18 protein-coding genes are annotated in these 21941 nt (G+C 38.9%); 15 read left to right on the top strand and 3 right to left on the bottom strand.

From position 1 onward, the window contains the following. Positions 1 to 28: 28 nt before the first annotated feature. The 5 genes from ruvB to yajC all read left to right on the top strand — a co-directional run bounded on the left by ruvB (position 29) and on the right by yajC (position 3816). The gene (gene ruvB / locus LS684_RS15305) at positions 29 to 1030 is read left to right on the top strand and encodes a Holliday junction branch migration DNA helicase RuvB (RefSeq protein ID WP_233807204.1); all 1002 of its coding nucleotides are present in this window, start codon (positions 29 to 31) and stop codon (positions 1028 to 1030) included. Then, the gene (locus LS684_RS15300) at positions 1027 to 1215 is read left to right on the top strand and encodes a DUF2905 domain-containing protein (protein WP_233807203.1); all 189 of its coding nucleotides are present in this window, start codon (positions 1027 to 1029) and stop codon (positions 1213 to 1215) included. The genes ruvB and LS684_RS15300 overlap by 4 nt, the downstream gene beginning before the upstream one ends. A gap of 48 nt (positions 1216 to 1263) precedes the next feature. After that, positions 1264 to 2292 (top strand): tRNA preQ1(34) S-adenosylmethionine ribosyltransferase-isomerase QueA, encoded by a 1029-nt coding sequence (gene queA / locus LS684_RS15295; RefSeq protein ID WP_233807202.1) that lies wholly within the window; start codon positions 1264 to 1266, stop codon positions 2290 to 2292. Between the two features lie 84 nt (positions 2293 to 2376). Continuing rightward, positions 2377 to 3516, top strand: a complete 1140-nt coding sequence (tgt, locus tag LS684_RS15290) for a tRNA guanosine(34) transglycosylase Tgt (protein ID WP_233807201.1) — start codon at positions 2377 to 2379, stop codon at positions 3514 to 3516. A gap of 24 nt (positions 3517 to 3540) precedes the next feature. Next, positions 3541 to 3816, top strand: a complete 276-nt coding sequence (gene yajC / locus LS684_RS15285) for a preprotein translocase subunit YajC (RefSeq protein ID WP_233807200.1) — start codon at positions 3541 to 3543, stop codon at positions 3814 to 3816. Positions 3817 to 4027: 211 nt separating this feature from the next. Here the strand turns inward: yajC and LS684_RS15280 are convergent, their stop codons facing one another. Beyond that, positions 4028 to 4420, bottom strand: a complete 393-nt coding sequence (locus tag LS684_RS15280; RefSeq protein WP_233807199.1) for a TIGR04086 family membrane protein — start codon at positions 4418 to 4420, stop codon at positions 4028 to 4030. Positions 4421 to 4736: 316 nt separating this feature from the next. Here LS684_RS15280 and LS684_RS15275 point away from each other — a divergent pair, with 316 nt between their 5' ends. Together LS684_RS15275 and LS684_RS15270 are read left to right on the top strand one after the other, a co-directional pair. Further along, entirely contained in the window at positions 4737 to 6026 is a 1290-nt protein-coding gene (locus tag LS684_RS15275) for an ArsB/NhaD family transporter (protein WP_233807197.1), read from the top strand. A gap of 110 nt (positions 6027 to 6136) precedes the next feature. Further along, on the top strand, positions 6137 to 6781 hold the full coding sequence (locus tag LS684_RS15270) for a DUF421 domain-containing protein (protein WP_233807195.1): 645 nt from the start codon (positions 6137 to 6139) through the stop codon (positions 6779 to 6781). A gap of 387 nt (positions 6782 to 7168) precedes the next feature. Here LS684_RS15270 and spoVB read toward each other — a convergent pair whose 3' ends face one another. Beyond that, a complete protein-coding gene (spoVB, locus tag LS684_RS15265; protein WP_233807193.1) occupies positions 7169 to 8731 on the bottom strand; it encodes a stage V sporulation protein B in 1563 nt (520 codons plus the stop codon). A gap of 166 nt (positions 8732 to 8897) precedes the next feature. Here spoVB and LS684_RS15260 point away from each other — a divergent pair, with 166 nt between their 5' ends. From LS684_RS15260 to dtd, 8 genes are all read left to right on the top strand, one after another. Beyond that, positions 8898 to 9194: a post-transcriptional regulator gene (locus LS684_RS15260; RefSeq protein ID WP_233807191.1), complete on the top strand. Its 297-nt coding sequence runs from the start codon at positions 8898 to 8900 to the stop codon at positions 9192 to 9194. Between the two features lie 209 nt (positions 9195 to 9403). After that, on the top strand, positions 9404 to 11665 hold the full coding sequence (gene secDF, locus LS684_RS15255; protein WP_233807189.1) for a protein translocase subunit SecDF: 2262 nt from the start codon (positions 9404 to 9406) through the stop codon (positions 11663 to 11665). Positions 11666 to 11802: 137 nt separating this feature from the next. Then, on the top strand, positions 11803 to 12702 hold the full coding sequence (locus LS684_RS15250; protein ID WP_233807187.1) for a cation diffusion facilitator family transporter: 900 nt from the start codon (positions 11803 to 11805) through the stop codon (positions 12700 to 12702). A gap of 32 nt (positions 12703 to 12734) precedes the next feature. Beyond that, positions 12735 to 13058 (top strand): LapA family protein, encoded by a 324-nt coding sequence (locus LS684_RS15245; protein ID WP_233807185.1) that lies wholly within the window; start codon positions 12735 to 12737, stop codon positions 13056 to 13058. Between the two features lie 351 nt (positions 13059 to 13409). Further along, the gene (gene recJ / locus LS684_RS15240) at positions 13410 to 15776 is read left to right on the top strand and encodes a single-stranded-DNA-specific exonuclease RecJ (protein ID WP_233807183.1); all 2367 of its coding nucleotides are present in this window, start codon (positions 13410 to 13412) and stop codon (positions 15774 to 15776) included. Next, complete coding sequence (locus LS684_RS15235) at positions 15767 to 16279, top strand: adenine phosphoribosyltransferase (RefSeq protein ID WP_233807181.1); 513 nt, start codon at positions 15767 to 15769, stop codon at positions 16277 to 16279. Before recJ ends, LS684_RS15235 begins: the two co-directional genes overlap by 10 nt. Before the next feature lie 777 nt (positions 16280 to 17056). Further along, the gene (locus LS684_RS15230; protein WP_233807179.1) at positions 17057 to 19252 is read left to right on the top strand and encodes a RelA/SpoT family protein; all 2196 of its coding nucleotides are present in this window, start codon (positions 17057 to 17059) and stop codon (positions 19250 to 19252) included. Positions 19253 to 19263: 11 nt separating this feature from the next. Continuing rightward, positions 19264 to 19704: a D-aminoacyl-tRNA deacylase gene (dtd, locus tag LS684_RS15225; RefSeq protein ID WP_233807177.1), complete on the top strand. Its 441-nt coding sequence runs from the start codon at positions 19264 to 19266 to the stop codon at positions 19702 to 19704. Between the two features lie 306 nt (positions 19705 to 20010). Here dtd and LS684_RS15220 read toward each other — a convergent pair whose 3' ends face one another. Next, entirely contained in the window at positions 20011 to 21768 is a 1758-nt protein-coding gene (locus LS684_RS15220) for an N-acetylmuramoyl-L-alanine amidase family protein (protein ID WP_233807176.1), read from the bottom strand. Positions 21769 to 21941 lie beyond the last annotated feature (173 nt).

Here is a 21941-nt window from a genome sequence, read left to right as displayed (position 1 = left end):
GTATTTCAATTGTAAAGGGGTGAAAGTGATGGAAGATCGAATTATTTCAAGCGAGGCAGATGTGCAGGAGCTGTCCTTAGAACAAAGCTTGCGCCCACAATTCCTTCAGCAATATATTGGGCAAGATCAAGTAAAAGAGAATTTGAAAATTTTTATTGAAGCTGCGAGGCTTCGGCAAGAAACATTAGATCATGTACTACTATATGGTCCACCTGGTTTAGGGAAAACAACCCTAGCTACTATTATTGCTAATGAAATGGGCGTTAATATTCGAACTACCGCTGGTCCTGCAATTGAGCGCCCAGGGGATCTAGCAGCCATTTTAACAGCTCTAGAGCCTGGGGATGTACTATTTATTGATGAAATCCACCGGTTACCTCGAGCGATTGAAGAGGTATTATATCCAGCGATGGAGGATTTCTGTCTAGATATTGTGATAGGAAAAGGTTCAAGTGCAAGGTCCGTTCGGTTGGATTTGCCTCCATTTACATTAGTCGGTGCTACGACCCGTGCAGGCTCTCTGTCAGCCCCTTTAAGAGATCGTTTCGGAGTGTTAAGTCGTCTAGAATATTATCGTGAAGATCAGCTGAAAGATATTGTCATTCGTACGGCTGAGCTTTTTGAAACAGCTATAGATGTGAATGCAGCAGAGGAAATTGCTAGAAGGTCTAGAGGGACACCGAGAATAGCGAATCGGCTATTAAGAAGGGTTAGAGACTTTGCTCAAGTTCGCGGGAATGGAGTAATTGATGAAGCACTTGCTATTGAAGCATTAGAGCTTTTGCAAGTAGACCGTTTAGGACTAGATCATATTGACCATAAATTATTAAGAGGGATTATTGAAAAATTCCGCGGAGGACCAGTAGGTCTCGAAACAATTGCTGCCACAATTGGAGAAGAAGCGTTAACGATTGAAGATGTGTATGAACCATACTTATTACAAATCGGCTTCCTGCAACGTACTCCGAGAGGAAGAATTGTAACCAACCTAGTTTATAGACACTTTCAAATGGAGGTGCCATCTGAGTGAGTGAGATTCCAAAGCTCCTCATGATTGTAGGTGGAGTGATTTTTATCATCGGTTTTTTAATGAAATTTATCGATATTGGGAAACTACCAGGTGATATAATCGTTCGAAAAGGAAACGCTACCTTCTATTTTCCAATCGTAACATCTATTGTTTTAAGTGTCGTTTTGTCCGTGATTTTTTATTAAATTGGAAAATTTCGCTAGTCATTAGCAATATATAGATAGGGTGACAACATGAAAGTAGATTTATTTGATTTCCATTTACCAGAAGAGTTAATCGCTCAAACTCCGCTCGAGCAGCGTACACATAGTAAGCTGATGGTGTTAGACAGAGAGACAGGAGAGTTATCCCATGATATTTTTAAGAATATCAAACAATACCTACAGCCTGGAGACTGTCTGGTCTTAAATGATACGAGAGTGTTACCAGCGCGTTTGTATGGTCATAAGGAAGATACAGGAGCTAAGATAGAGGTGCTTTTACTTAAACAAGAAGAGGGTGACACATGGGAAACCTTGGTGAAGCCAGCTAAACGTGTGAAGGAAGGCACGAAGATTGTCTTTGGTGAAGGTCTATTAACAGCAGTATGCGTAGGTAGCTCTGACCAAGGAGGACGATTGCTTCAATTTCAATATGAAGGTATTTTCTACGAGGTATTGGATCAGCTAGGAGAAATGCCGTTACCACCTTATATTAAAGAGCAGCTAGATGACCAGGATCGCTACCAAACGGTTTTTGCGAAAGAGCGTGGCTCAGCTGCTGCCCCAACTGCCGGCTTGCATTTTACTGAAGAGTTACTAGTGGAATTAGAGGAAATGGGTATCCATATCGCTTTTATCACCCTCCATGTAGGCTTAGGAACTTTTCGACCTGTTAGTGTTGAGGATATTCATGAGCATGATATGCATTCTGAATTTTATCAAGTATCTGAGGGAACGGCTCGCTTGTTAAATGAGGTAAAAGAGCAAGGCGGTCGAATAATCACCGTTGGAACAACCTCAACAAGAACCCTAGAAACGATTGCAACAGCTAATGATGGTCATTTTGAGGCAGGAAGTGGCTGGACGGATATTTTTATTTATCCAGGTTACCCATTCAAAGCAATTGATGGGATGATTACGAATTTCCATCTTCCTAAGTCTACATTAATTATGCTTGTAAGTGCTCTTGCAGGGAGAGAATATGTATTACATGCGTACAATACAGCGGTAACAGAACGTTATCGATTCTTCAGCTTTGGTGATGCTATGCTCATCCTCTAGGCAAATGGCTATACACGAAAATGCATAAGAAGATGCTTTTTCATGACAACGAAGAAAGAATGATTTGGAAGGAGAATAGTCAAATTGACAGCTATTCGTTATGAATTAATAAAAACTTGTAAGCAAACGGGTGCACGTCTTGGTCGTGTACATACTCCTCATGGATCCTTTGAAACACCTGTGTTTATGCCAGTAGGCACATTAGCAACTGTAAAAACGATGTCTCCAGAGGAACTCGTACAAATGGGCGCAGGAATTATTTTAAGTAATACGTATCATCTTTGGCTTCGTCCAGGACATGAAATTGTAGAAGAAGCAGGTGGGCTTCATAAATTTATGAACTGGGACCGTGCAATCCTTACTGATTCAGGCGGATTCCAAGTGTTCAGTTTAAGTGAATTCCGGAAAATCGAGGAAGAAGGAGTACACTTCCGTAATCATCTAAATGGGGATAAGCTATTTCTTTCTCCAGAAAAAGCGATGGAAATTCAAAATTCTCTAGGCTCCGATATTATGATGGCATTTGATGAGTGTCCTCCATTTCCAGCAACATATGAATACATGGAAAAGTCTGTTGAACGTACATCAAGATGGGCTGAAAGATGCTTAGAGGCGCATAAACGTCCAAATGATCAAGGATTATTTGGAATCGTTCAAGGGGGGGAATTTGAGGAGCTTCGTAAACAAAGTGCGAAGGATCTCGTTTCAATGGATTTCCCTGGATATGCAGTTGGTGGACTATCAGTTGGAGAGCCGAAGGATGTCATGAATCGGGTTCTTGACTTTACCACACCACTTCTTCCAACTAATAAACCTAGATATTTAATGGGTGTTGGTTCACCGGATTCGTTAATTGATGGAGCGATCCGTGGAATTGATATGTTTGATTGTGTCTTACCAACAAGAATTGCACGAAATGGGACACTGATGACAAGCAATGGTCGATTAGTCGTGAAAAATGCAAAGTTTGCAAAAGATTTTGGCCCAATTGATGAAAATTGTGATTGCTACACATGTCGAAATTATAGCCGTGCATACATCAGACATCTTATCAAATGTGATGAAACATTCGGAATTCGACTTACAACTTATCATAATCTATATTTTCTGTTAAAATTAATGGAACAAGTCAGACAAGCGATCCGTGAAGATCGTTTAGGTGACTTTAGAGAAGAATTTTTTGAGCGCTATGGCTTTAATAAGCCGAATGCGAAAAACTTCTAATTACTATAGAAAGGGGGGAAACAAATGGAGTTATTAGGTACATTAGGACCATTATTATTAATGTTTGTTCTTTTCTACTTCTTGCTTATTCGTCCACAGCAGAAGCGCCAAAAAGCGGTTCAGCAAATGCAAAGCGATCTAAAAAAAGGTGATAAGATTGTAACAATCGGAGGCCTTCATGGATTTGTTGATGCATTGGATGAAGGGAAAGTAGTGATTAAATGTGGCGATGGAAGCCGTCTTACATACGATCGTTCAGCAATACGTGAAGTTGTAGCAGCATCCGAAACACAAAACTAATACAAAAAGAAGCGAGAATGAAGATTCATCGCTTCTTTTTTATTGCTTAAGAAAGTAGTAATTTTTCAATTGTTGATAAGTACTTCGACATTCAGCTCTCCACCGTCTAGCTACCCATAGGTCATAAGCGAATTTAGAATGGGCCATCTATTCTAAACTGTTAGCCTGATCAAGGCACTTCCGCTTTTGTTTACCATTCTAATAGGCATGGTTATGCATTTCTTTGAGAATTAGAGGTCATATTTACTCCTAAAATCCCGCCCATCATGGCAATAAGCATATAGCATACATGATAAACCATCTGCTCCATGTTGAAGAGGGAATCATGACCAAGGAATTGAAATAAGAAGATGACTAATGAATAAGCTAGTCCGGTTAATCCTCCAATTAGCCAGCCTTTTTGTTTCCCTTTTCCTCCAGCAATAAACCCACCTGCAAACAAGCCAATAAATGAAACCGTTGTGATAATAAATTGTAGTGAAGCTTCTTCAGTTGCTGTAAAACGTAGGATTAATGAAAAAATAAGACTGCTGACAATGGCAAACAAGAAAATTGTGATGATTCCATAGAGAATCGCACTTCCCATATTTTTTGACTCTTCCATTATGACACTCTCCCTTTCCATACTTCCTAAGCTAGTTAATCCTATCTGTTTTTAAAGACTGTTTTAGCCATTTTGATTAGTGTGAATGGGATCTGATTCCATCAAGCGGAGTGAATGACATGTGAGTAAAACAGCAGTTAAATGCATAACTAGCCTAAGGCAAGCTTGTTAGTACAAGCATATTCATGAAAATAAAAAAATAGAATATAAATATTTTATCGGACTAGCTTCATATGATGGATAGAGAGGTTTATTTTCTAATGTATAAGGAACCCAGAAAAAGCCTAACTTGCATCATTATAAGGAGAGGTCTACTATGTCACCTTTACTCATCTTAATCATATTTATTGTGTCCTATCTTGTCATTATGTCAGAAAAAATGAACCGAGCCCTAGCAGCTGGAATTGGGGGAGTCTGTATGCTGTTTGTCGGTTTATATGACATAGAAGCAGCATTATTCCATCATATCGATTGGAATACGATCGCTCTATTATTTTCGATGATGATTATCGTTAACATATGTAGCAAAACCGGGATGTTTGAATACACAGCGATTTACTTAGCGCAAATAGTGAACGGGCAGGGGTTTTCCCTTTTGGTTGTTTTCTCCTTATTAGCAGCTGTAGGTTCTGCATTTCTAGCAAATGTAACGATTGCCATGCTTCTTGTTCCCATTCTATTTACGTTAACAAAATTATTAGACCTCCCTCCTGTTCCTTATCTAATTAGCATGATACTTGCATGTAATATCGGTGGAACAGCTACTTTAATAGGAGACCCACCGAATATGATGATTGGTCAGGCCGTTAAGCATTTAACATTTAATGCTTTTCTTGTAAATTTAACGCCTGTCGTTATCATTGTCTTTCTATTTGTTCTACTCGTGCTAGCCTATTTGTATCGAAAGGAGCTCCAAGTTGCACCTGATAAACAGCTTTTATTGAAAACAATCAAGCCAAGCACCTATATAAAGAAAAATGGCGCTCTGATTCAATCGATTGCTGTTTTGTTATGTACCACAGTTGGATTTGTGTGTTATCCATTTCTGCATGTCGATCTAACAACCATTGCTCTAGCAGGAGCATTGCTGCTTCTATTTTTAACTGAACCAATTTATGATACAGACGATATTTTAAAAGAGGTGGAATGGGGAACTCTATTCTTCTTTGTTGGTTTGTTCTTACTCGTAGGTGGACTAGAAGAAGCTGGGTTTATTGACGAACTCGCAAGGAAGATTATCTATGTAACAGAAGGAGATATGAAAACGACATCCATCTTTATCCTATGGTCTACTGGCATTCTTTCAGGCTTCATTGATAACATTCCTTTTGTTGCAGCGATGATTCCTATTATTCAAGAGTTTAAGGAGTTTGGGATGGTAAATATCGACCCATTATGGTGGTCCTTATCTCTTGGCGCTTGTTTAGGGGGTAATGGTACACTGCTTGGTTCGTCTTCAAATTTAGTAATTGCAGGACTCGCTTCAAAGGAAAAGGTACAAATTCAATTTAGAGAATTTCTGTTTATAGGTTTTCCGATTGTCATTTTTTCGTTGTTAATATCAACCATTTACATCTATTTCCGCTATCTAGGGGACTTTGTATAGAGCCTGACATTCATGGGCTTTTTTGGTGGAAAAATAAAACAATACTAGAAGAACCTTCACATTATGTTTCTATAGGAATTGGAAAAAATAGTAGAAAAGGGGGAGCTTTCGTGGAGGAGTATTTAGTCATTATTTTACGAACGATTGTACTTTACGCGATCATTGTTTTAATTTTTCGGCTGATGGGCAAGCGAGAGATTGGGGAATTAAGTGTACTGGATTTGGTCGTCTTTATCATGATAGCAGAATTGGCTGTAGTAGCGATTGAAAACCCTCAGGACCAATTTATTAAGACGGTGCTTCCGATGTTTATCATTATGATTACACAAATTATTCTTGCCTACTTTTCATTAAAAAATAAGAAATTACGGGATATGATTGACGGGCAGCCGAGTATTATCATTAATAAAGGAAAAATCGATGAACATGAGATGAGAAAGCAGCGTTACAATATGGACGACCTGCTGCTGCAATTAAGGGAAAAACAAATCCGAAACATTGCTGACGTAGAATTCGCCATTTTAGAGTCCTCCGGGAAGCTTTCTGTATTTGAAACAAACGAAACGGATGGAGGCATTACCCTTCCATTGGTGATTGACGGAGATATATTAGAAGAAAACTTAAATAAACTGGATAAAACCAACCTTTGGTTGCGTCAAGAGCTACGTAAAAGAGGATATAAAGACCTGAAGGCAATTTCCTTCTGTAGCTATCAGGACGGGGAATTTTATGTTGATTTAAAAGATGAAATGTAGATTTTCTTCAACATCGCATGATTTGATCAGCAGGGGGGAAGGGGAAATCTATAGATAAAATATAGAGGCTGGGACATAAGTATTTCAGTCAATAATATATCCGAACGATCAGGAGTTATCTCCTTTTACTAGTTCGGGTATTTTTATTTGTTCGGAAAACGAATTTTTTGAAAATAGTGGAATGGACTGGAAGACACTCGACTACTAGTGGAAATAGAGGAAAGACTGAGACCCCAAAGCGCAGCGAGGAGAATCAGAATCCTCCCCGTAGAAATTGAATGTCTGTAGCGCAATGGAACGAACTTGTTTTTACAACCTAACTTTTTAAAGTCATTGTTCGTCTTTTTGAGAAAGAGTCATTTAGTTATGTCCCAGCCTTTAAAATAGTTAAGCAAATACAAACCTAGATAAAAAATGACCAACGTATGGAATTCGTTTGATTTCATGCTTCTGCACCAAGCGAAGAAGTATGAGTAAAATCCCGTAAAGGAAGGAAATAACAATTGTAATAAGGAGCACCTTAAGAGCAAGCATCATCTCGTTCGGTAGATGATGATACAGCGAGGATCCCCCATAACCTGATACTAGCATGGCAGTAAACGTTTTCACATAATCTCGAACATAGAAGGAAAAAGAAATAGTCTTTAAAACGGTAGCAAAATGAAGAATTGTGACGGCAACTGTTCCTACGACAATTCCTAAAGCTGCTCCTTTAATGCCAAAAGTCGGTTGACTAGCTAAAATAAAGATAACGGCTGTTTTAAAGATCGCTCCAATTAAACTGTTAATCATAGCGGCACGGGCTAAGTTTAAGGCTTGAAGTGTAGCTTGAAGTGGTCCCTGATAATAATAAAAGATAAAAAACGGTGCCATTAGCTTGACGAAAATAGCTCCAGTTGTTGATCCGTACATAACCTCCATTAATGGATCTGCTAGCACGTATAACACGACAACTGACAGACCTCCAGTCATAAAAGCAAACCGAAGCGCTTGCTGAAGTCGATATTCAATAAGCCTCATGTCATTTTTCGAATTTGCCTCACTAATAGCTGGAACGAGTGAGGTAGATAAAGAGTAAGTCACAAATGAAGGAAGTAATAATAACGGCATCGCATACCCTGTAAGAGCCCCATATTGCTTTGTTGCTGTCACAGCCGCTACTCCTGCAAGTGCCAAACTATGAGAAACGACAATCGGTTCGAAAAACCATGACACAGAACCAATCATACGACTTCCAAGAGTAGGTATTCCTACACTCATTAATTCACTAAATGTCTGTTTTCCCGAATGAACATAGGAGAAAAATTGCTTTCTAAGTTTGAACCGTTTCTTTAATTTGAAGGCTGTAATCATATAAATTAACGATACGAGCTCTCCGATGACTGAGGCAAACATAGCAGCAGCAGCTGCATATTCGACTCCATATGGCAAAAAGGCCTTTGTTAAAACAGCGATTAACGTAATCCGCACAATTTGCTCTAATACCTGTGAATAGGCGGCAGGTTTCATATTTTGTCGCCCTTGGAAATAGCCGCGAATAACAGAGGAAATAGCGATAATCGGCACAATAGGTGCGATAGCCAGTAAAGGCAGTCGAGTACGTGGGTCAGTAAATAAGGTTTCAGATAAATAGGGTGCAAGCAGGATGAGAGCAGGTGTAAATATGAGAGACAGAGTGATAGTTGTTGCTAAAGAAACAACTAATATCTTTTTAATTTTCTTATAATCTCCCTGTGCTTCGGCTTCTGCCACGTTTTTGGAAATGGCTACTGGTAGTCCTAGCTGAGTAATCGTGATAACGAGGATCAGTGTAGGAAATGCCATCATATAGAGTCCAACACCTTCTTCACCAATAAAGCGGGCAATTACAATTCGGTTAATAAATCCCAACACCCTGGTGACAAGGCCTGCTAGTAATAAGATCAATGTACCTCGTAAAAATTTAGACATCCTAGTCCCTGCCTTCTCAAAATACGTGTAATCATATACAATAACTATATGCAAGACAGTGGACAAAGCATGACAAGTTATCTTTAGTTTTTTCTATTGGCTGTGTAAGTTGGAATTTCAAGCATGGTCTTTTATTAAAGAAAACGATCATTGAGGAGGTGGCTGTATGAAAATCAGCCATGAATACGAACATTTTCGCAACGAACTTCAACCAGCATTAAAGAGCAAAGTAGAAGAATTCCACATGTTAGGATATGGAAGAATTTCAGAGAGGGAACTTTGGAATTTTCTAACACACAAAAAATGGCGTAAGCCGAAGCTTGATATTCGAATGTACGAATTGGTTCAAGATATTTTAGGTCTTAGAATTGGTGAATATATGAACTACGCCACAATTGAAGCGTTTAAATTATCTGATTTTTCTTTCGATAATAAAGAGGACCGTGATGCTCTTCTAAAATAATATATTTTTTCCATTTTTTTGCTGGGGTGTTTTTAGAGGATTAAATTGACAGCTTTTTCAATCTGTCTCATAATTAATATGTTGCGCAAGTCCAGAAATCATAGATGGGCTGATGTTTGCTCGATGAACTCAATTTGCTTTAGGTAACTAGCTTTATGATGGCTAAGAGCCAAGCTTTTGTGGCTCGAATTAAGGAGGACTTATACATAATGGTAAAACGCAGTAGACTCGTTGCTTTCTTCCTTATTGTAATATTGATTGGAAGTACAATAGGAGTAACGACAAAAGACATCTTGAAAAATATTAAGCTAGGTCTTGATCTTCAAGGTGGCTTCGAAATTCTTTATCAAGTGAAGCCAGAAGATGATCAAAAAATCAATAAAGAGATTCTAGCAAGTACAGCAGAGGCATTAGACAAACGGACCAATGTTCTTGGTGTTAGTGAGCCGAACATTCAAATTGAAGGAGACGACCGCATTCGCGTTCAGCTAGCAGGTGTTGATAATCAAAACCAAGCACGCGAAATTTTATCGACAGAGGCGAATTTATCATTTCGTGATGTAAATGATAATGAGTTAATGTCAGGAAGTGACCTAGTTGAAGGAGGAGCAAAGCAGGTCTTTGATGATAAAGGTCAGCCAAGTGTTTCACTACAATTAAAGAGTGCAAAGAAGTTTAAAGAAGTAACTGAGCAAATTGTTAATATGGCTCCAAATAATCTACTTATCATTTGGCTTGATTTTGAGGAGGGAAAGGATTCATTTAAAGCAGAATCAGCTAAAGAGAATCCAAAATATTTATCCGCTCCGACGGTTAGCCAAATTTTCAACCAAGATACGGTGTCAATTGTGGGAAGCTTTACAATTGAAGAAGCGAAAACATTATCATCCCTTCTAAATGCGGGGGCATTGCCAGTTGAGCTTGAAGAGATGTATTCGACCTCAGTGGGCGCAAAATTTGGTGAGCAAGCTATGGAGAAGACCGTTTTCGCTGGGCTAATTGGTGTACTCGTTATTTTCTTATTCATGCTTGGGTACTATCGCCTTCCTGGTTTAGTGGCGACTGTCACATTAAGTGCGTATATTTATATCATTTTACTCGTTTTTGATTGGATGAATGGAGTATTAACACTTCCAGGAATTGCTGCCTTAATTCTAGGAGTAGGGATGGCCGTTGACGCGAACATTATTACGTATGAACGGATTAAGGAAGAAATGAAGGTTGGAAAGTCTATTCGCTCTGCTTTCCAAGCGGGTAGTAAAAACTCGTTCTCTACCATCTTTGATGCGAATATTACAACCATTCTAGCAGGTATTGTCTTATTCTTATATGGGACAAGCTCTGTAAAAGGGTTTGCCACTATGCTGATTGTCAGCATTTTAACTAGCTTTATCACAGCCGTATTTGGCTCAAGATTATTGTTAAGCTTGCTGGTAAACAGTAAATGGTTCAATAAAAAGCCAGGCTGGTTTGGCGTGAAGCCATCTGAAATTAAAGACATTGCCGAGAATTATGATACATTAGATCTTCCGACCAAATTCGAGAAAGTCGATTTTGTGAAGCATCGTAAGAAATTCTTTATATTCTCAGGTGTATTAATTGGTGCAGGATTAATTATTCTAGCCGTATTCCGTTTGAATTTAGGAATAGACTTTGCAGCAGGTACTCGAGTAGAACAGCTTTCAGAAAAACCAATTACAGTTGAACAGATGAAAACCGAGCTGGCACATCTAGAATTAGAAACAGATGACATCGTGATTTCAGGAAATAACAAAGAAATCGGAGTTGCTCGATTCAAAGATGTCTTATCCAAAGATGAGATTGCAGAGGTGAAAACTCATTTTGCTGAAAAATTTGGCAGTGCCCCAAATGTTAGCACCGTTTCACCGACTGTAGGAAAAGAGCTTGCTAAAAATGCTGTAATTGCTGTAGCAATTGCTTCATTAGGGATTATCCTCTATGTTACTTTACGATTTGAAATGTACATGGCAATTGCTGCCGTTGTCGCATTAATGCATGATGCATTCTTTATCATTGCACTTTTCAGCCTTACGAGACTTGAGGTAGACTTAACCTTTATTGCTGCTGTATTAACAATTGTCGGTTATTCAATCAATGATACGATTGTTACCTTTGACCGCATACGCGAAAATATGCGCAAGAAAAAGCGTCTTAAATCTTTCGATGATATTGTTGAGGTCGTAAACAAGAGCTTACGTCAAACGTTAGGAAGATCGATTAATACAGTGATCACGGTAGTCTTCACCGTAATCGCATTATTAATTTTCGGAAGTGAGTCGATCACAAACTTTTCATTTGCTTTATTAGTTGGGTTAATAGCAGGGACATACTCCTCCCTATTTATTGCCTCTCAATTATGGCTATTGTTTAAAGGCAAAGAGCTAAAGAAGAAAGGTGTTATTAAAACCTATAAGGAAAAGCGCGTCTCTTCAGACGAGCCTCAAGTATAAACCGTAGATTTTTCTACGGTTTTTCTTTTTTTATGAGTATTCAGAAGCCTCTTCTGAAAAAATAAAAGGAAATGATTTCGAAAAAGCTAACTTTTAGGTACACTATTATTAGATAAGAATGGAAGGAAGTAGAATGATTGGAAAATCATGAACGTTTTAAAAAAGCTGAATTTGCGGCGATAATCGGGATCGTAGGAAACATCGTTTTAGCGATTTTAAAATGGGGAATAGGAATATATGCAAATAGTCGAGCATTAGTAGCAGATGCGGTTCATTCAGCATCAGATGTGGCTGGTTCCTTTGCTGTATATGTTGGATTGAAAGCTGCAAAGCAGCCACCAGATGATGATCACCCATATGGACATGGAAAAGCTGAGCTTATAGCAGCAATTATCGTAGCAGTCTTATTATTACTTGTAGGAGTTGAAATTGGTAAAAGCTCGATTGAAGCTTTTTTCCATCCAATTGAAGCACCAAAAACAATTGCGATTGTGGCGGTCGTTGTGTCTATTATTGTAAAAGAGGCGATGTTCCGATATAAGTACCAGCTCGGGAAGCAGCTAAATAGTGAAGCCTTAATAGTAAATGCTTATGAACATAGGTCAGATGTCTATTCCTCAATCGCAGCGCTAGTAGGCATAGGGAGTGCAGTGATAGGTGGAAAGCTAGGGATTGGATGGCTGGAATATGCCGATCCTGTTGCTGGATTATTTGTTGCTCTCTTAGTCATCCACATGGCGTGGAAATTAGGGAAAGAATCAATTCATAACACGATGGACCATGTTCTCCATGATGAGGATACGATTGAACTTAGAGAAATTATTGAGTCCGTACCAAACGTACTGAGGATTGATACGCTTCATGCAAGAGAGCACGGACACTATGTAATCATTGACTTGAAAATTTCGGTGGATCCTCACATTACTGTAGAAGAAGGTCATCATATCGGTAAAAAAGTTAAAGAAAGACTGCTAGAAGAAAGCAACGTTCAAAATGTATTTGTTCACATTAATCCATACCATCCAGATGAGGTGTAAAAAGACTAAGTACTAGGGAAGGGGAGAATGCAATGAGATCGCAATGGACTTTATTATTCGGTATATTCTTTGCACTAATCGTAGCAATCTTTGCCGTAATAAATGTAGATTCAGTATCTGTAAATTACTTATTTGGCGAAAGTGAATGGCCATTAATTCTCGTAATCTTAAGCTCTGTTTTTATGGGGGGCATCATCATTGGTTCAGTTGGACTTTTTCGATTATTTGTCTTGCAGCGAAGAGTGAGAGCACTATCCAAAGAGAACGCTGCACTCCAAACAGAATTAATGACGTATAAAAATCAAGATAAAACAGATAAAAAAGTAGAAGAACCTGTTGTTGAAGATATTCATTAACTTTACACCCCGTAACATATCCTAAAGGATGAGTTACGGGTTTTTTTGATTACATTAAGCAAGAGTTCGGATAGTCGGGCAGTATGGGAATCCGAGCCGGAAGATAGAGCTTTTTCGGACAGGAAAGAGGGGATCACGTCAATCCGAGTTCGAAGAGAGAGCGTGTACGGTCAGGAAAGGGACAATCCGGTCAATCGGAGTGCGAAGAAAGCACCAGTTCGGGCAGGAAAGAGAGAATAAGCGCGATTCAGAGGCTATTGAGAACAAATCATGAAAGTTTTGGATTGGCGATTTCTTTCATTGAAACGCGGTCCCCCCTCTTGTATAATAGAAAAGCTGAGGGGTGACCGTATGTTAAAATCAAGAACACGATGGAATGTTCGACAATCGAATACTGAGACAGTCGATAAACTCGTTGCAGAATTAAACATCACGCCTCTTGTTGCATCGTTACTTGTGAATCGCGGAATAGATACCGTTGAAGAAGCACGGTATTTTTTGTTTGACAACCAACTTGATTTCCATGATCCTTTTTTACTAACTGGAATGGATCATGCAGTTGCGCGAATTAAAGAGGCGATCGAAAAGCAAGAGCCTATTATGATTTTTGGAGACTATGATGCAGATGGTGTAACAAGTACCACTGTTATGATGAAAACACTTACAGACCTAGGAGCGAATGTTCAATTTTATATACCTAATCGGTTTACAGAAGGATATGGCCCAAATGAAGCAGCCTTCACTTACGCTGCAGAAAGTGGAATACAACTGATTATTACGGTTGATACAGGTATATCTGCATTACACGAAGCAAACGTAGCAAAAGATCTTGGGGTTGACCTGATCATTACAGACCATCATGAGCCAGGTCCCATGTTGCCAGAAGCTTTGGCGATCATTCACCCAAAGCTTGAAGGTAGCTCCTATCCGTTTAAAGAGCTCGCTGGTGTAGGGGTAGCATTTAAGCTTTCTCATGCACTATATGGAAAAGTACCCGAGCATTTATTGGAGATTGCCGTAATTGGTACCATTGCTGACCTCGTTTCATTAACTGGAGAAAACCGATTAATTGCTAAACGCGGTTTGAAAAAATTAAGAACAACAAACAATATCGGGCTTAAAGCTTTGTTTAAACAAACAAAGGTAGAGATGGACAAGATAGACGAAGAAACAATTGGTTTCTTAGTTGCTCCAAGAATTAATGCGGTGGGTCGTTTGGAAAGTGCGGATCCTGCTGTTCATTTACTACTGACTGATGACCCATATGAAGCAGAGACACTTGCAGAAGAGATAGATGGCCTAAACAAAGAAAGACAGGACATCGTGAGTAAAATTGCCGAGGAAGCTATTCAAGAGGTGGAAGAGAAGTATCCAGCTTCAGAGCACCCTGTATTAGTCATCGGTAAAGTTGGATGGAACGCAGGTGTGATTGGAATTGTTGCTTCAAGATTGGTGGAAAAATACTACAGGCCAATAATTGTACTTAGCTTTGATGAAGAAAAAAATCAAGCAAAAGGGTCTGCTCGTAGTATTGCTGGCTTTGATCTATTTAAAAATCTATCAACATGCCGTGATATCCTTCCTCATTTCGGTGGACATCCAATGGCAGCTGGGATGACTCTCAAACTGGATGATGTGGACGAGCTAAGGAGCCGCCTTAATGATCTTGCAAAAGAGCAACTAAACGAGAATGACTTCATTCCAGTAACGGATGTGGATGGTCAATTTGCATTAGAGGACATTCACTTATCTGCATTAGAGGAATTACAAATGCTTGCTCCGTATGGAATGAATAATCCAAAACCACGAATAATAATAAATGATACTCATTTATCAACGATTCGAAAAATTGGTTCAAATCAAACACATTTGAAAGTAACGCTTTCAGCAAATGGGGCTACCCTTGATGGAGTCGGCTTTGGACTAGGTCATCTATGCGATCATATTTCGCCATTTTCGAAGCTGTCGGTTGTGGGCGAGCTCTCAATTAATGAATGGAATAACATTCGGAAGCCGCAATTATTTCTTCATGATTTAACGGTAAAAGAATGGCAGCTTTTTGACTATCGCGGAATGAAACAGCTGGGGAAATTTAAAGATATGATTCCCAAAAATGAAACGATTTGGGTTATTTTTAATAAAGAGAATTATCAACCATTGCAAAATCTTCTTAAAGAAGAACTTGTATTGATAGAAACAATAGATGAAGCAAGAGCGATGATAATTGATCATCAATCAGTCATTCTTGTTGACTTACCTTCATCAGAAGATGTCTTGAAACAATTGGTGGCGAATAAGAAGCCTACAAGAATTTACACACATTTTTATAAAGAAGAAAGTGATTTCTTCAGCACGATACCAACTAGAGATCACTTTAAATGGTTCTATGCCTTTTTAGCAAAAAAATCACCGTTTGACCTCAAACGATATGGCGATGATCTTGCGAAACACAAAGGATGGTCAAGAGAGACAATCGACTTTATGTCAAAGGTGTTTTTTGAATTAGATTTTGTTAAAATAAGCAATGGAATCATATCCTTAGATACATCAGCTTCAAAGAAGGATTTAAATGCTTCACCCACATATCAAAGAAAGCAAGCACAATATGCTCTTGAGAATGAATTGCTTTACTCGTCGTTTCAGCAATTAAAAAACTGGTTCGATCAGCATATTCAAGGGTCTGTTATGATTGAGGAGGAAATGAAGGAATGGATTTAAAACAATATATAACAATTGTCGAGGATTGGCCGAAACCAGGAATTAAATTTAAAGACATTACGACGCTAATGGATAATGGTGATGCATATAAATATGCAACAGACCAAATCGTGAATTATGCACGTGAAAAGGATATTGACCTTGTGGTCGGACCAGAGGCTCGCGGGTTTATCATCGGATGTCCAGTAGCTTATTCTTTAGGAGTAGGCTTTGCTCCAGTTCGTAAAGAAGGTAAGTTGCCGCGTCAAACTATTAAAGTAGACTACGGTCTAGAATATGGGAAAGATGTATTAACCATTCACCAAGATGCGATCAAGCCTGGTCAAAGAGTTTTAATTACAGATGATCTGCTTGCAACAGGTGGAACAATCGAAGCAACAATCAAACTAGTTGAAGAGCTAGGAGGCGTTGTAGCTGGGATTGCATTTTTAATCGAATTGTCTTATCTAGATGGCCGAAGCAAAATCGGTGGTTATGACATTCTAACATTAATGAAATACTAAAAATTAGGAGGCTGGAACATACGTATTTCAGTCAATGGTATATCCGAACTATCAGGAGTTATCTCCTTTTAATAGTTCGGGTATTTTTGTTTGTTCGGAAAACAAAGTTATAAAATATAGTGGAATGGAGCGGAAGACACTCGACTACTAAGGGAAATAGAGGAAAGGCTGAGACCCCGAAGCGCAGCGAGGAGGCTCAGGTTCATCCCCGTGGAAAGCGAGTGTCTGCAGCCCATGTGGAACGAACTTGTATTTATGACCTAAATATTTTTAAAAAAGTCATTGTTCGTCTTTGAGAAGGAGACATATAGTTATGTCCCAGCCTCTTTTATATTAAGCTTGATAAATGAACATATAGTGATTTAAAAAAGCAGTTGCTTCTTACATGATGTGGTAGACTTAATTTCTTCACCGAGTAATGCAGGTAGTTGAAGAGTTTTGTTAAACAATCTATTGCGAAAATATCCTTATATAATAGAAATACTATGAATAGTAAACGAATACTCATAAAAGAGAAGAAGGTAGTTAAATGGTGGGGATTAAGACGAGAATTTCCTGTTTTCCCAAACAAAAGACGTTTTCAATAATCTGACAATTATAATTTTCGACATTTTTTTTAATTTTGCCAGAAAAATAACATTCTATCCCTTTACATATGCTCTATTTTTTTCGATAATAGTAACAATCATTTATTTTTTTCTTTTTTTTAGATTCATTCAAGATTTATTAATTTCATTTAAAAAAAGTACTATACGACTAACATATAAAGGTGATTCTATGGCGAATGATCAAGTGTTGACCGCCGAGCAAGTCATCGACAAAACGAGAAAATATTTAAGCGAAGAGGATGTTCAGTTTGTTCAACAAGCTTATGAATATGCCAAGCATGCTCATCGTGAACAATATCGAAAATCTGGAGAACCGTACATTATCCATCCGATACAAGTTGCCGGGATTTTGGCTGACTTAGAAATGGACCCTTTTACGGTTTCTGCAGGATTTCTCCATGATGTTGTTGAGGATACTGATATATCACTTACTGATATTGAAGATGCCTTTAACAACGAAGTGGCTATGCTTGTCGATGGCGTGACAAAGCTAGGAAAAATTAAATATAAATCAAAAGAAGAGCAGCAAGCAGAAAATCATCGAAAAATGTTTGTTGCCATGGCGCAGGATATTCGTGTCATTCTCATCAAGCTCGCTGACCGCCTTCATAATATGCGTACCCTTAAGCATTTACCTGCGGAAAAGCAACGCCGAATATCCAATGAAACACTAGAAATATTCGCTCCATTAGCCCATCGCTTAGGGATTTCAAAGATTAAGTGGGAGCTTGAAGATACTTCTTTACGCTATTTAAACCCACAGCAATACTATCGAATCGTAAACCTAATGAAGAAAAAGCGAGCGGAGAGAGAGCAATATCTCGATGAAGTCGTTGACGAAATGAAGCAAAGAATGAATGAGGTTTCGATTCGTTCCGATATTTCTGGGCGTCCAAAGCACATTTATAGCATTTATCGAAAAATGGCGCTTCAAAACAAGCAGTTTAATGAAATATATGATCTATTAGCTGTAAGAATTATAGTCAATAGCATTAAGGATTGCTATGCCGTACTTGGGATTATTCATACGTGCTGGAAGCCTATGCCTGGACGTTTTAAAGATTATATTGCTATGCCAAAGCCAAATATGTATCAATCCCTTCACACGACGGTTATAGGACCTAAAGGCGATCCTCTAGAAGTTCAAATTCGTACTTCAGACATGCACCGCATAGCTGAATTTGGAGTAGCCGCTCACTGGGCATATAAAGAGGGCAAACAAGTAGACCCAGGGGCATCGTTGGAGACGAAGCTCTCATGGTTTAGAGAAATATTAGAATTTCAGGACGATTCAGCAAATGCTGAGGAGTTTATGGAATCATTGAAGTTTGATCTTTTTTCTGATATGGTGTTCGTGTTTACTCCAAAAGGAGATGTAATCGAGCTTCCTTCAGGTTCTGTTCCGATTGATTTCTCCTATCGAATTCACTCAGAAATTGGGAATAAAACAATTGGTGCCAAAGTTAATGGGAAAATGGTGACATTAGACTATCAGCTCAAAACAGGTGATATTGTTGAAATTTTAACCTCAAAGCATTCGTATGGACCTAGTAAGGATTGGTTGAAGCTCGCACAAACTTCACAGGCAAAAAATAAAATTCGCCAATTCTTTAAGAAACAACGTAAAGAAGAAAATGTAGAAAAAGGGAAAGAACTTATTGAAAAAGAAATCCGAAGCATGGATTTTGATATAAAAGAAATCTTAAACCCGGATAATGTAAAGAGAATTTGTGAAAAGTTTAATTTTGCAAACGAAGAAGATATGTTTGCAGCTGTGGGTTATAATGGCATAACTGCTCTTCAAGTTGCTAACCGTTTAACCGAAAAATGGCGAAAAATGCGCGATCGTGAACAAGAAGCAGATATTGTAAATGCAGTATCTGAATTGAAAAGCTTTCCTTCTACAAAAAAGCGTGAATCAGGAGTTCGTGTCTCTGGAATTGATAACCTATTAATCCGATTATCGAGATGCTGTAATCCGATTCCTGGAGATGAAATAGTCGGCTTTATTACAAAGGGAAGAGGCGTTTCAGTCCATCGTGATGACTGTACGAATATCGATCAAGATGAGGCGAGGGCGCGCCTAATTCCGGTAGAGTGGGAAACAGCACTTAATAACCGCAAGGAATACAATGTAGATATTGAAATAACAGGTTATGATCGAAGAGGCTTGTTAAATGAAGTGCTTCAGGCAGTGAATGAAACGAAAACCAATATTTCAGCTGTTTCTGGTCGCTCTGATCGGAACAAAATGGCAACGATTACGATGTCGATATCGATCTTAAATGTAAATCATCTCCAAAAGGTGGCCGATCGGATTAAGCAAATACCAGATATCTATGCAGTTCGCCGAATGATGAATTAAGGAGTTATCATATGCGTGTAGTTGTTCAAAGAAGTAAAGAAGCAAGTGTGACGGTTGACGGTGCTGTTGTGGGCCAAATTACTAAAGGATTCGTGCTACTAGTAGGTGTAACCCATGACGATACGGAGGCAGATGCAGCTTTTTTGGCCGATAAAATTGCCAATCTACGTGTATTTGAGGATGAGAACGGAAAAATGAATCATTCTTTACTAGATGTTGAAGGAGAGGTTCTGTCTGTTTCTCAGTTTACTTTGTATGGAGATTGCCGTAAAGGGAGACGTCCGAACTTTATGGAAGCTGCTAGACCTGAGCATGCAGAAGGAATCTATCAAAAATTTAATGCACTGCTTTTAGAAAAAGGGTTAAAGGTAGATACCGGTACATTCGGAGCGATGATGGATGTTCAGATTGTGAATGACGGCCCAGTTACGTTAATAATTGAAAGTAAGTGAACAGTCCTTTTGGGGGCTGTTTTTTCTTTAATGAGGTTGTTTTCATGTGCGTTGTTAATGAATTAACTTGTATTCAATCACTTAGTTCGTTCCATTTTACTCCGGACACTTGCTTTTCGAGGGGAGGAAGTCAAACCTCATCGGCGTTCGCCTGTTAGGGCTTGACTTTTCCTCTGCATCCCGCAAGAGTCAAGAGTCCTCTGCTCCATTGCCACTATGTATTCAATAATCCAGCCATTTAGTAACTAGATACACCCCATACAAAAGACACCGCTCCAAACTTCTCTCTGTTGGAGCGGTGTCTCTTTAATTTGCTTTAAAGAATTGGGCTAGTCCTTGGAAGATTCCTGTTGCGACGGATTCCTGAAACTGACTTGAATTAATGAGCATCTCTTCTGTTGGATTACTCAAATAGCCAAGCTCTAGCAATACGGCTTTTTGGTTGTTTTCTCTAAGTACATGGTAGTCTCCTTGACGGACTCCTCTATCTTTTAACTTCGCTTTGGCAACAGTCGCTGAGAAGACGGAAGTAGCCAGTTGCTTTTGATACGTATGGTAGTAATATGCAGTCATTCCACGAACACTTCGATCATTAATGCTATCATAATGGATACTAATAAACGCATCTGCATTATGATATTCAGCCGTGCTTACTCTAGAGCGCAAAGAGATATAAGTATCATTATTGCGGGTTAGGATAACATTTGCGCCAGAAGCTTTTAGCTTATCATAGAGAAGCGTTGTTGTCCGAAGAGTGACTCCCTTTTCAAGGGTTCCTCTAGCCCCTTCTGTACCACCATCACGACCTCCATGGCCAGGATCTAGCACAATAGTAACATCTTTTAAATATTTTTCTGCTCCTAGTTTTTCAATCTGTGGTGCTGGACCACTAACAGACACAATCCAACCCGCTACATATGCTTTAGATCCGTCGGCAAGCTTTATTTGGTACCAATTATTACTTAGGCTCAGCACTTCAAACTGATCTCCCGCATTCGCTCTTTTTACAACAGAGGTTTGAACATTAGGGCCTTTTCTAATGTTTGTCCCGTTGTATAAGATCGTGACCGCACTTTCCTTAACGGTTTGTTCCTTTGTTGGTTCTTTTGATGTAGACTTACTTAAAAACCAGCCAGCAACCCATCCGTAGGAGTCTTTCTTATACTCTATTTTTGCCCAGTTATTTACTTCTTCAATAATTTGAAAGGATGTCCCTTTTTGAACAGACCCCAATATTTTCCCGTTCAATGATCCCGTACTACGAACGGATAGTGCTGTTGCTGTTACGGTGCCGATCACACTAGCTGCAGGAGTCTGTGGTGCAGAGCTCGAAGGTGGATCTACTTTTGTTTGGATAAACTGGCTGCTAACCCATGCAGAGGCTCCCTTATAGTCAATTTTAACCCAATCCCTTTGAAATGAAAGGATTGAGACCGATTCGCCCTTCCCCAGCTTTCCGACAATTCGAGCATTCAGGCTAGGTTCAGTACGTACATTTAAATTTTCAACCGTAGCCATTCCTTTCGTTGTTGCAGAAGGATTTTTCTTGGGAGAGGGTGTTGAGACAGACGCTGATTGAATAAAATCAGCAGAAACCCAGCCTTCGCCAAAACTTCCATTTATTTTTATCCAGTTTTCGTTCTTATCTATCGTATCGACTGCTTGTCCCTTGTTGAGGGAACCTATTACTTGAAATCCAGTTCCAGGTCCTTTCCTAATTCTAAGACCATCTGTTAATACAGTCGCTTGAGATCCTAAGGTTGAATGGTTTGAGGAGCCAGATGACGCGTTTTTCGTTATTAACCAATTGGCAACCCACCCTTTTTTCGAGCCTGGTAGATTAATTTGAATCCAATCTCCATCTTCCTTAGAATATGTAAATGTTTGTCCTTTCGAAACCTTTTCGATTACGCGGTAGCTTAAACCAGGTCCCTCTCTAACATTCAATGAGCTAGTAGAAATGGTGATCGTTTGACTAGCTGCAGAAGCGATCTGTATAGGGGTGTATCCTCCAATAAAAAGGATTAAACATAAAGACATGATGAGTATTCTTCTAGCAAGCAATTCATTTCCTCCTTTTTTCGTATCTAGTTAACCCTCTATGTTTTCTACAAAGTAAACAAATTCTATTTTAAACTTTTATTTCCTGCCCGCAACAATGGATTTTGATATTTTCTATGTTTCGTGAAAGTTTTTACTCCGTTTGGGAAAGAATAGATAACTGAACTAGATGATGG

The sequence above is a fragment of the Cytobacillus spongiae genome (assembly GCF_021390075.1).
Note: the sequence above shows the minus strand (reverse complement) of the source record. Positions and strands in the feature narration are given on the sequence as shown.